Source organism: Leifsonia sp. NPDC058292, assembly GCF_042880955.1.
Lineage (GTDB): Bacteria > Actinomycetota > Actinomycetes > Actinomycetales > Microbacteriaceae > Leifsonia.
The window spans coordinates 64577-76502 of the sequence record NZ_JBHVYL010000005.1; the positions used below are offsets into that span (position 1 = coordinate 64577).

The 11926-nt window shown below is 67.9% G+C and carries 8 protein-coding genes; all 8 read right to left on the reverse strand.

Going from position 1 to position 11926, the window contains the following annotated elements; all coding sequences use genetic code 11:
• Nucleotides 1-65: 65 nt before the first annotated feature.
• Entirely contained in the window at nucleotides 66-1481 is a 1416-nt protein-coding gene (pyk, locus tag ACFVWR_RS05240) for a pyruvate kinase (RefSeq protein WP_387208730.1), read from the reverse strand.
• Between the two features lie 94 nt (nucleotides 1482-1575).
• A complete protein-coding gene (locus ACFVWR_RS05245; RefSeq protein ID WP_387208732.1) occupies nucleotides 1576-3033 on the reverse strand; it encodes a glutamate synthase subunit beta in 1458 nt (485 codons plus the stop codon).
• Nucleotides 3026-7603: a glutamate synthase large subunit gene (gene gltB / locus ACFVWR_RS05250; RefSeq protein WP_387208734.1), complete on the reverse strand. Its 4578-nt coding sequence runs from the start codon at nucleotides 7601-7603 to the stop codon at nucleotides 3026-3028. Before gltB ends, ACFVWR_RS05245 begins: the two co-directional genes overlap by 8 nt.
• A 148-nt stretch (nucleotides 7604-7751) precedes the next feature.
• On the reverse strand, nucleotides 7752-8741 hold the full coding sequence (gene lgt, locus ACFVWR_RS05255; protein WP_387208736.1) for a prolipoprotein diacylglyceryl transferase: 990 nt from the start codon (nucleotides 8739-8741) through the stop codon (nucleotides 7752-7754).
• A 73-nt stretch (nucleotides 8742-8814) separates the two neighbouring features.
• Nucleotides 8815-9621, reverse strand: a complete 807-nt coding sequence (trpA, locus tag ACFVWR_RS05260) for a tryptophan synthase subunit alpha (RefSeq protein WP_387208738.1) — start codon at nucleotides 9619-9621, stop codon at nucleotides 8815-8817.
• The gene (gene trpB / locus ACFVWR_RS05265) at nucleotides 9618-10847 is read right to left on the reverse strand and encodes a tryptophan synthase subunit beta (protein WP_387208740.1); all 1230 of its coding nucleotides are present in this window, start codon (nucleotides 10845-10847) and stop codon (nucleotides 9618-9620) included. Before trpB ends, trpA begins: the two co-directional genes overlap by 4 nt.
• Nucleotides 10847-11617: an indole-3-glycerol phosphate synthase TrpC gene (trpC, locus tag ACFVWR_RS05270; protein WP_387208742.1), complete on the reverse strand. Its 771-nt coding sequence runs from the start codon at nucleotides 11615-11617 to the stop codon at nucleotides 10847-10849. Before trpC ends, trpB begins: the two co-directional genes overlap by 1 nt.
• A gap of 3 nt (nucleotides 11618-11620) precedes the next feature.
• Nucleotides 11621-11854, reverse strand: a complete 234-nt coding sequence (locus ACFVWR_RS05275) for a DUF6704 family protein (protein WP_387208744.1) — start codon at nucleotides 11852-11854, stop codon at nucleotides 11621-11623.
• Nucleotides 11855-11926 lie beyond the last annotated feature (72 nt).

An 11926-nucleotide genomic window follows, 5' to 3' on the forward strand; every position in this document is an offset into this window, starting at 1 on the left:
GCAACGACACAGCCCCCGATCTCTCGGGGGCTGTGTCACACATCGGCGTGCTGACGGACGTCGCTCTAGAGCACGTCTCCGACCTTGTGCACGCGGATGTCGTTGGTGGTTCCGGGGATTCCGGGAGGGGAACCCGAGATGATGATCACCTTGTCGCCGTTCACGGCGCGGCCGGTCGACTTCAGCGCCTCGTCGACCTGGGCGACCATCTGGTCGGTGTGGGTGACGCGCGAGACGACGAACGACTCGACGCCCCAGTTGAGCGACATGCGGCGACGCACCGACTCCTCGGGCGTGAACGCGAGGATGGGGATCTTGCTGCGGAGGCGCGACATGCGACGGGCGGACTCGCCCGACTCGGTGAAGACGCAGAGGTACTTGGCCTCGACGAAGTCGGCGACCTCGACGGCGGCGAGCGTGATCGCGCCGCTCTGCGTGCGAGGACGCGTGCCGAGCGGCGCGATGCGCTCCAGCCCGTGCTCCTCGGTGGACTCCACGATGCGGGCCATGGTCTGCACCGTGATCACCGGATACTCGCCGACGCTGGTCTCACCGCTCAGCATCACGGCGTCGGCTCCGTCGAGAACCGCGTTCGCGACATCCGATGTCTCGGCGCGGGTGGGCACCGGGCTGGAGATCATCGACTCGAGCATCTGGGTGGCGACGATGACCGGCTTGGCCGCGCGCCGGGCGAGCTCGACCGCGCGCTTCTGCACGATCGGCACCGCCTCGAGCGGGAGCTCGACGCCGAGGTCGCCACGGGCGACCATGATCGCGTCGAAGGCCTCGATGATGCCCTCCAGCGCGTCGACCGCCTGCGGCTTCTCGATCTTGGCGACGACGGGGACCTTGCGGCCCTCCTCGGCCATGATCTCGTGCACCCGCTGGATGTCGGAGGCGTCGCGCACGAAGGAGAGCGCGATGAGGTCGGCGCCCAGCTTGAGCCCCCAGCGCAGGTCGGCCTCATCCTTGTCCGACAGTGCGGGCACGTTGACCGCGACACCCGGCAGGTTGATGCCCTTGTTGTTCGACACGGGGCCGGCGACGATCACCTCGGTGGTCACGACCGTTCCGTCGGTCTCGAGAACCTTGACACGCACCTTGCCGTCGTCGATGAGGAGGAAGTCGCCCGGCTTCACGTCGTTCGGGAGACCCTTGAACGTGGTGGAGGAGATCTCCTTGGTGCCGATGATGTCTTCGATGGTGATCTTGAAGATGTCACCCTCGGCGAGCTCGTAGGGGCCGGCCTCGAACTTGCCGAGACGGATCTTGGGACCCTGGAGGTCGACCAGCACGGCGACCGGCTTCTTGGCGTCGTCTGCTGCCTTGCGCACGTTCGCGTAGACGCCCTCGTGGACGTCGTAGCTGCCGTGACTGAGGTTCATGCGGGCTACGTCTACACCCGCGTCGATGATCGCGCGGATGTTCTCATAGCTCGAGGTCGCCGGCCCTAGGGTCGCGACGATTTTGGCCCGTCTCATACTTTTCTTCTTGCTCCGTGATTCTGCGCCCCTGACGGCGCTCGATTCAGTGATGACGTCGCGCGGCGGTACCGCGCGCAGCACGTCCATACGATCAGACGAGGATGCCCCGATCGGTGGGTCGGACCGGGAACGGCAATTGCGTCTCCCCCTCAAGATACCGGTCAACGGCGGATGCCGCTGCACGGCCCTCGGCGATCGCCCAGACGATGAGCGACTGTCCGCGGCCCGCATCCCCGGCAACGAACACGCCCGGCTGGCTGGTCTGGTACTGGCCGTCGCGCTGCACGTTGCCGCGCTCGTCGAACGGCACCGACAGTTGCGAGGAGAGGTCGTCGGACTCGGGGCCGGTGAAGCCGAGCGCCAGCAGAACGAGGTCCGCAGGGATCTCGCGCTCGGTGCCCGCCTTCGGAACGCGGCGTCCGTCGAGGTACTCGGTCTCGGCGACGCGGATGGCGCGCACCTCGCCGAACTCGTTGGGGAGGAACTCGACGGTCGAGGCGAGGAACTCGCGGTGGCCGCCCTCCTCGTGTGCGCTGGAGACCTCGAACAGGGTCGGCGTCATCGGCCAGGGCTGGTGGCCAGGGCGCTCACTCGGCGGCTGCTTGCCGATGGCGAGGTTGGTGACGGATGCCGCGCCCTGGCGGTGCGCGGTGCCGATGCAGTCGGCGCCGGTGTCGCCGCCGCCGAGAACGACGACGTGCTTGCCCTCCGCCGTGATCTGCGCGGAGACCTGGTCGCCAGCGCCGGCCTTGTTCTGCTGCACGAGGTATTCCATCGCGAAGTGCACGCCGCTGAGGTCGCGGCCCGGGATCGGCAGGTCGCGCGGCACCATCGCACCGGTGGCGATGACGACCGCGTCGTAACGTGCGCGCAGGTCTTCCCAGGTGATGTCGACACCGATGCTGACACCGGCGCGGAAGCGCGTGCCCTCGGCCATCATCTGGTTGAGACGCGCCTCGAGGTGCTTCTTCTCCATCTTGAAGTCGGGGATGCCGTAGCGCAGCAGTCCGCCGATGCGGTCGTCGCGCTCGTACACGGCGACGGTGTGACCGGCACGCGTGAGCTGCTGCGCGGCGGCGAGACCGGCGGGGCCGGAACCGACGACGGCGACCGTCTTGCCGGTGAGGCGCTCCGGCGGGTGCGGCTGCACCCAGCCGTTCTGCCACGCCTGGTCGATGATCGACACCTCGACCTGCTTGATCGTGACCGCGGGCTGGTTGATGCCCAGCACGCACGACGACTCGCAGGGCGCCGGGCAGAGGCGACCCGTGAACTCGGGGAAGTTGTTCGTGGCGTGCAGTCGCTCGATGGCCTGACGGCCCTCGCCGCGCCACATGAGGTCGTTCCACTCCGGGATCAGGTTGCCGAGCGGGCATCCCTGGTGGCAGAACGGCACACCGCAGTCCATGCAGCGGCCGGCCTGACGGCGGAGCTCTCCCGACTCCTGCGCCTCGTAGACCTCTTTCCAGTCCATCAGGCGCACGGAGACCGGGCGGCGCTTGGGGAGCTCGCGCTCCGTAACCTTGAGGAAGCCCTTCGGGTCAGCCATTGGTCACCTCCAGGATTCTGTTCCAGACGATGTCGCCGTCGGGGTCGAGACCCTCGTCCACGGCGTCTTGACGTGTTTGCAGCACGGCCGCGTAGTCACGCGGCAGCACCTTCACGAACTTCGTGACCGTATCGTCGAAGTTCGCGAGCAGACGTGTTGCGAGCGCGGACTCCGTCTCGGCCACGTGACGCTCCAGGAGGTCGCGCACGATCTCCACGTCGGCACTGCCGAGAGGCAGGAGCTCGAGCTCCCCGCTCGCGAGGGAGTCGCGGTTCACGCGCTCGTTCTTCAGCTCGTAGACATAAGCGGTTCCGCCCGACATGCCGGCGCCGAGGTTACGGCCCGTGCCGCCGAGTATGACCGCGAGTCCGCCGGTCATGTACTCGAGCGCGTGGTCGCCGACGCCCTCGACCACGGCGGTGGCACCGGAGTTGCGCACCAGGAACCGCTCGCCGACGATGCCGCGGATGAACATGCTGCCCTGCGTGGCGCCGTACCCGATCACGTTGCCCGCGATCACGTTCTCCTCGGCCGCGAAACCGCTGTTGCGGTCGGGGCGCACGACGATCTGACCACCCGAGAGGCCCTTGCCGACGTAGTCGTTCGTGTCGCCCTCGAGCCGCAGCGTGATGCCGCTCGGCAGGAAGGCGCCGAGCGACTGCCCGGCCGAGCCCGTGAGCGTGACCTCGATCGAGCCGGTCGGCAGACCGTTCTCGCCGTGGCGCACAGTGACCTCGTGGCCGAGCATCGTGCCGACCGCGCGCTCCGTGTTGCGGATGGGGAGGTCGATCGCGACGTGTCCGCCCTTGGCCAGCACATCCGCACTGGCCTCCATGAGCTGGTTGTCGAAGTGCTTCTCCAGCTCGTGGTCCTGCTTGCGGGCGTTCTTGCGCGGCGCACTCTCGGGGAAGTCGGGTCCGCTCAGGATGGGCGACAGGTCGAGACCGGACGCCTTCCAGTGATCGATCGCACCGTTCACGTCGAGGAGCTCGGCGTGGCCGATCGCCTCGTCGAGGCTGCGGAAACCGAGCTCGGCGAGGTACTCGCGCACCTCCTGGGCGATGAACTCGAAGAAGTTGACGACGAACTCGGGCTTGCCGGAGAACCGGGAGCGCAACTCCGGGTTCTGAGTCGCAACACCGACCGGGCACGTGTCCAGGTGGCAGACGCGCATCATGATGCAGCCCGAGACCACGAGCGGCGCGGTGGCGAAGCCGAACTCCTCGGCGCCGAGCAGGGCGCCGACGATCACGTCGCGTCCTGTCTTCAGCTGGCCGTCCACCTGCACGACGACGCGGTCGCGCATCCCGTTCAGCATGAGGGTCTGCTGCGTCTCCGCCAGGCCGAGCTCCCAGGGCGTGCCCGCGTGCTTGAGCGAGTTGACCGGGGATGCGCCCGTTCCGCCGTCGTGCCCGGAGACGAGCACGACATCCGCCAGCGCCTTGGCGACGCCGGCCGCGACCGCGCCGATGCCCGACTCGCTCACGAGCTTCACGTGCACCCGAGCGTTCGGGTTCGCGCGCTTCAGATCGAAGATCAGTTGCTTGAGGTCTTCGATCGAGTAGATGTCGTGGTGTGGCGGAGGGGAGATCAGGCCGACTCCCGCCGTGGCGTGACGGGTGCGCGCGACCCAGGGGTACACCTTGGTCGGCGGCAGCTGACCGCCCTCGCCGGGCTTGGCGCCCTGGGCGAGCTTGATCTGGATGTCGTCGGCGTGTGTGAGGTACATGCTCGTGACACCGAAGCGGCCGGATGCCACCTGCTTGATCGAACTGCGGCGCTCAGGGTCGAGCAGACGGTCGAGGTCTTCGCCGCCCTCTCCGGTGTTCGACTTGCCGCCGAGCCGGTTCATGGCGATGGCGAGCGTCTCGTGGGCTTCCTTCGAGATGGAGCCGTAGCTCATGGCGCCCGTGGAGAACCGCTTGACGATGCTCTCCACCGACTCGACCTCGTCGAGCGCCACCGGCGGCCGCAGCCCGGTCTGCAGCTTGAACATGCCGCGCAGGGTCATCAGCGACTCGGCCTGGTTGTCGACCAGGTCGGTGTACTCCTTGAAGATGTCGTAGCGGCGCGTGCGCGTCGAGTGCTGCAGGCGGAACACCGTCTCGGGGTTGAAGAGGTGAGGCGCACCGTCGCGACGCCACTGGTACTCGCCGCCGGTCGCGAGGCGCTCGTGGGCGAGCGCCGCACCCTCAGCCGGGTACGCACCGACGTGACGCGCCAGGTTCTCCGCGGCGAGCACCTCGATGCCGACGCCGCCGAGCTTGCTGGTCGTGCCCGTGAAGTACTGGTCGACGAGCTCCTGGCTCAGGCCGACGGCCTCGAACGCCTGCGCACCGGCATACGACGACACGGTGGAGATGCCCATCTTCGACATGATCTTGAGCACGCCCTTGCCGAGCGCCTTGATCACGTTCTTGACTGCCTTCTCCGGCGTGATGCCGGTGATGAGTCCGCTGCGTACGAGCTCCTCGCAGGTCTCCATCGCGAGGTAGGGGTTGATCGCCGAGGCGCCGTAGCCGATGAGGAGCGCGACGTGGTGCACCTCGCGCACATCCCCGGCTTCGACGATGATGCCCACCTTCATGCGGTTCTGAGCCCGGATGAGGTGGTGGTGCACCGCGGCGAGCATCAGCAGCGACGGGATGGGCGCCAGATCTTTCGTGGAGTCGCGGTCGCTCAGCACGATGAACTGCGCGCCGGCCTCGATCGCCTCGTCGACCTCGTCGCACATCTCGGCGAGACGCCGTTCCATAGCGTCGGGACCGGAATCGAACCGATAGAGACCCTTCACCGTGGTGGTGAGCCTGCTGCCCGGGCGCGGGTCGATGTGCTGGATCTTCGCCAGCTCGTCGTTGTCGATGACCGGGAAGTCGAGAACGACCTGGCGGGCGTGCTCCGGCCCGGCGGAGAGCAGGTTGCGCTCCGGTCCGAGCCCCAGCTTCAGCGAGGTGACGACCTCTTCGCGGATGGAGTCGAGCGGCGGGTTCGTCACCTGCGCGAACTGCTGGGTGAAGTAGTCGAACAGCAGCCGCGGCCGGTCGGAGAGCACCGCGACGGGCGTGTCGGAGCCCATCGCGCCGAGGGGCTCCGCGCCGGTCGTCGCCATGGGCTTCAACAGGATGCGCACCTCCTCCTCCGTGTAGCCGAAGGTGCGCTGACGGCGCGTGATCGAGGCGGGCGTGTGCACGATGTGCTCCCGCTCCGGCAGATCTTTGAGGTTGATGCGGCCCTCATCGAGCCACTCCCCGAACGGCTCGCTCGCGGCGAGCTCGGCCTTGATCTCGTCGTCTTCGATCAGGCGACCGGCGACGGTGTCGACGAGGAACATCCGGCCGGGCTGCAGGCGGCCCTTGCGAACGACACGGCTCGGCTCGATGTCGAGCACGCCGATCTCGCTCGCGAGCACGACGAGCCCGTCGGTGGTCACGACGTAGCGTCCTGGCCGGAGGCCGTTGCGGTCGAGTGTCGCGCCGACGACGGAGCCGTCGGTGAACACGATCGCGGCGGGGCCGTCCCACGGCTCCATGAGCATCGAGTGGTACTCGTAGAAATCGCGACGCGCCGGGTCGATCTCGGCCTGGTTCTCCCACGCCTCCGGAACCATCATCATGACCGCGTGCGGCAGCGACCTTCCCGACAGCGACAGCAGCTCCACGACCTCGTCGAACGAGGCGGAGTCACTGGCGCCGGGCGTGACGATGGGGAGCACCGGGCTCAGGTCGCCGAGCAGCTCGCTCTCGAGCTGGGACTGCCGGGCCCGCATCCAGTTGCGGTTGCCCTGCACCGTGTTGATCTCACCGTTGTGCGCGATCATCCGGAACGGCTGGGCGAGCGGCCACGACGGGAACGTGTTCGTCGAGTAGCGCGAGTGCACCAGGGCCAGCCTCGACGCGAACCGCTGATCGGAGAGGTCGGGGTAGAACGGCTCCAGCTGCAGCGTGGTGACCATGCCCTTGTAGACCAGGGTGCGGCTCGACAGCGAGGTGAAGTAGACGTCGAGCTCACGCTCGACCCGCTTGCGCAGGAAGAACGTCTGACGGTCGAGCAGGATGCCGCCGACCGGCTCGCCGGAGTCGCCCGTGCGGGTGCTCGAAACGAAGAGCTGCTCGATGGCGGGCATCGCATCCCTGGCCAGGGTGCCGATCTCGTCCGCGTTCACCGGCACCTCGCGCCAGCCGATCACGACGAGCTCCTGCTCGGCTGCGATCGACTCGATGGAGGCCTTGACCTCATCGCGCTCGGGGGCGACCACCGGCAGGAACACGTTGCCGACGGCGTAGCGGCCGGCGGCCGGCAGCTCGAACCCCGAGACGGCGCGCAAGAACGCATCCGGAACCTGGGTGATGATGCCCGCACCGTCACCGGTGCCGGCATCGGAGCCGACGGCCCCGCGGTGCTCGAGGTTGCGCAACGCGTTCAGGGCCGCGTCGATGATGTCGTGGCCCGCGGTGCCGCGCAGGGTCGCCACCATGGCGAGGCCGCAGGCGTCCTTCTCCATGGCAGGGTCGTAGAGACCCTGCTTCACGGGGAAGGAACCGAAGCGGGAGTGGGGAGGCGTAAGCGCCATCTGTCGACCGTCCTCACGTCTAGACGTTTCTTACGGAGGGACGCCATCGGCCCGTGAACAAGGGGAGGTTCGCCGCTCGTTTCACCAGGTGCGGTGCGGGGAGACGGTTCTGTCCGAGAGTATTTTCGGGATGCCTCGGCTGTGTGAACTACGAGCCGAGTGAGCTTGTGGCTTTGGCTGCGCCCGATCCTTCGGGTTCAGCAGCATCATCGCCACTGACCTCGTCGTCCGGATCGGTGTCGTCAGAGTCTACCTCAGCATTCGGCCGAACCCATTCACGACCCGGTCGGTAGACACTGGGCTCGAGTCCGGGGTGACGGCGGGTCTGCACGATGAGCAGCACGATGCCGAGGATCACGGCGGCGAAGGCTGCCCAGACGTTGCTCTGCAGACCCAGGAAGTTGAACTCGCTCGGGTCGATCCGGATCGATTCGAGGTAGGAGCGGCCCAGCCCGTACCAGATCAGGTAGACGGCGAACGCCTTGCCCCAGCGCAGCCGGAACTTGCGCTCCAGCCAGAGGATGACCGCGATTCCGATGATGTTCCAGATGATCTCGTAGAGGAACAGCGGCTGGAACAGGGTGCCATCGGGAAGGCCGACCGGGATCGCCTTGTTGCCGGAGTCGATCTGCAGACCCCACGGCAGGTTGGTGGGCAGCCCGAAGAGCTCCTGGTTGAAGTAGTTGCCGAGGCGGCCGAGCGCCTGGGCGAGCAGCATGGCTGGAGCCAGGGCGTCCGCGAACGACCAGAATCGAACGCCCGACCAGCGGCAGCCGATGTATGCACCGACCGCACCACCGATCAGGGCGCCGAAGATCGCGTTGCCGCCCTCCCAGATGTAGAGCGTCTTCAGCAGGTCGGCGCCGGGGAAGAAGTAGTCGGCCGGGTGGGTGATCACGTGGTAGAACCGGGCGCCGATGATGCCGAGCGGCACGGCCCAGAGGATGATGTCGAGCACGACCCCCGGCTCGCCGCCCCGCTTGGAGAGCCGGCGCGAGGTCCACATGGCGGCGACGACGATACCGATCAGGATGCAGATCGCGTACGTCTGGATTCGCCAGTGCAGACCGAAGATGTCGATCGGGATCTGCTGCCACTCGGGCCCCGGGCTGGGAATGCTCGCGTACCAGCTGCTCATCGTCGCAAACACCCGATGACTCACCTTTCAAGTTGGGGGAACCGCACGAAACTCGGCGCGCGGCCACCATAGTCTATTTCGCTTTGGCGGTGCCCTCTGACAGTGCTGCCGCCACCTCGGCGACTCCGGCGACGCCGCCGTCGGCGAGAGCCTTCACCAGCGCAGAACCAACGATCGCGCCGTCGGCGTAGCCGAGCACCTCGGCCACCTGCTCGGCGGTCGAGATGCCGACGCCGACGCAGGCGCTGGTCGCGCCGACCGCTCGGAGACGGGCGACGAGCGAGCGCGCGGCGGCGTCCACATCCGACCGCGCGCCGGTGATGCCCATCGTCGACACGGCGTACACGAACCCCCGGCTGGCTTCGACAGCCTGACGCAGACGCGCCTCGGTCGACGACGGCGCTGCGAGGAAGACGCGATCGAGGCCGGTGCGCTCCGAAGCTGCCAGCCAGTCCGCACCCTCGTCGGGGATGAGGTCGGGAGTGATGAGGCCCGCTCCCCCGGCAGCGAGGAGGTCGTCGGCGAACCGCTCGACGCCGTACTGCACGACGGGGTTCCAGTACGTCATCACCAGAACGGGCACATCGACCCGAGCCGTGATCTCGCGCACGGCCGTGAAGCCGTCGCGCAGCCGGAATCCGTTCGACAGCGCCTTCTGCGTCGCCGCCTGGATCACCGTGCCGTCCATCACCGGGTCGGAATAGGGAAGACCCAGCTCGATGACGTCGACGCCGCTCTCGGCGATGGCGACGGCCGCGTCGATGCTCGTCTGCAGATCGGGGAACCCGGCGGGCAGGTAGCCCACGAACGCGCCGGCCGCCTCCTGGTTGCGGCGTGCGATGGTGTCGGCGACGCGACTCACTGCCGTGGTTCCGGTCATGACTGCACCGCGTCTTCGTCGATCAGTTCGAAGTACCGGCCCGCGGTCTCCATGTCTTTGTCACCGCGGCCGCTGAGGTTCACCAGGATGACCGCATCCGGGCCCAGCTCCTTGCCGAGCTCGAGCGCACCGGCGAGAGCGTGCGACGACTCGATGGCCGGGATGATGCCCTCGGTTCGGCTGAGCAGGCGCAGCGCATCCATCGCCTGGGCGTCGGAGATCGGCTGGTAGGTGGCGCGGCCGATGCTCGCGAGCCACGCGTGCTCGGGGCCGACGCCCGGGTAGTCGAGCCCGGCCGAGATGGAGTGGGACTCGATGGTCTGGCCGTCTTCGTCTTGCAGCAGCATGCTGCGGGCGCCGTGCAGCACGCCCGGCCTGCCCTTCGTGATCGTCGCGGCGTGACGCGGCGTGTCCGCCCCCTCGCCGCCGGCCTCGTAGCCCACCAGGCGTACGTCTTCGTCGTCGAGGAAGGCGTGGAAGATGCCGATCGCGTTCGAACCGCCGCCGACGCAGGCGACGACGGCATCCGGGAGCTTGCCGGTGAGGTCGAGCACCTGCTGGCGCGCCTCCTCGCCGATGATCTTCTGCAGGTCGCGCACCATGGCGGGGAAGGGATGCGGACCGGCGACGGTTCCGAAGATGTAGTTGGTGTTCTCGACGTTCGTGACCCAGTCGCGCATGGCATCGTTGATCGCGTCTTTGAGCGTGCGGGAGCCTGTCTTGACCGCGACGACCTCGGCGCCGAGCAGGCGCATCCTCGCCACGTTCAAGGCCTGGCGCTCGGTGTCGACCTCGCCCATGTAGATGGTGCAGTCGAGCCCGAAGAGGGCCGCAGCCGTCGCCGTCGCCACGCCGTGCTGACCGGCGCCCGTCTCCGCGATCACACGGGTCTTGCCGATGCGCTTGGTGAGGATGGCCTGGCCCAGCACGTTGTTGATCTTGTGCGAACCCGTGTGGTTCAGATCTTCGCGCTTCAGGATGATGCGGGCGTCACCGGCGTGCGCGGCGAACCGGGGCACCTCGGTGATCAGCGACGGGCGCCCGGTGTACGTGCGGTTGAGCTCGTCGAGTTCGGCGATGAACGCCGGATCGACCTTCGCCTCCTCCCAGGCGACCGACAGCTCGTCGAGCGCGGCGATGAGCGACTCGGGAACGAACCGCCCGCCGAAGTCGCCGAAGTACGGGCCGACCTGCGAGCGGAGGGAACCGTCAGAAGGCAGAGACATCAGTGCACCAGGAATTCCTCGAGCGTGGCGATCGGGTCGCTCGTGACGAGGGCCTCGCCCACAAGAACCACGTCGGCGCCGGCCGCTCGGTAGTGCGCAACGTCGTCCGCCGACTTCACGGCGGATTCGGCGACGCGGATGACACCGGAGGGGATGCTGTCGGCGAGCGAGCCGAACAGGTCACGATCCAGTTCGAAGGTCGAGAGGTTGCGGGCGTTGACGCCCACGAGTCCCGCGCCCGTGTCGAGCGCGCGGCTCAGCTCATCGGCGGTGTGCGCCTCGACGAGCGAGGTCATGCCGAGCGAGGTGATGAGCTCGTGCAGCGAGACCAGGGTCTTCTGATCGAGAGCCGCGACGATCAGCAGCACGAGGTCGGCGCCCGCGGCACGGGCCTCGAACACCTGATAGGGATCGGCGATGAACTCTTTGCGCAGCACCGGGATCGACACCGCCTCGCGTACCGCTTCCAGGTCGGCGAGCGAGCCGTTGAAGCGGCGCTCCTCCGTGAGAACGCTGATCGCGCTCGCCCCACCCGTCTCGTACGAGACGGCGAGAGCGGCAGGATCGGCGATCTCCGCAAGGGCTCCGCGCGAAGGGCTCGAGCGTTTCACCTCGGCGATGATCTTCACCCGCTCGGCGGGCGCGAGGGCTTTCAGCGCGTCGAGAGCGGGCGCACGATCGGCGGCCGCGGCCTCGACGGCAGCGAGGGGACGCTCGGAGCGACGTCGCTCGGCGTCTTCAAGTGCGCCGGCGACGAGGTCGTCGAGCACGCGTCAGTGGCCCTTCGCCTGGTACTTCGAGCCACCGACGCCGTAGCCGGCGCGCTTCATGGCCCAACCGACGATCAGCCCGACGATGGCGAGTCCTGCGGCCGACCAGACGACGATCGGCAGCTCGTAGAAGAAGGCGATCGCGCCGATGGTGAAAGCGGCAAGCATGATGATGACGGCCGTCCACGCCGCCGGCGAGTGACCGTGACCCGGCTCGGCTGACTCGGTGCTGCTCATGGGACTCCTGCTCGTGAGGTGTGCGGCGATTGCGGCCGCACACGGTTGTTTCAGTGGGGGTACCGGTCAAGT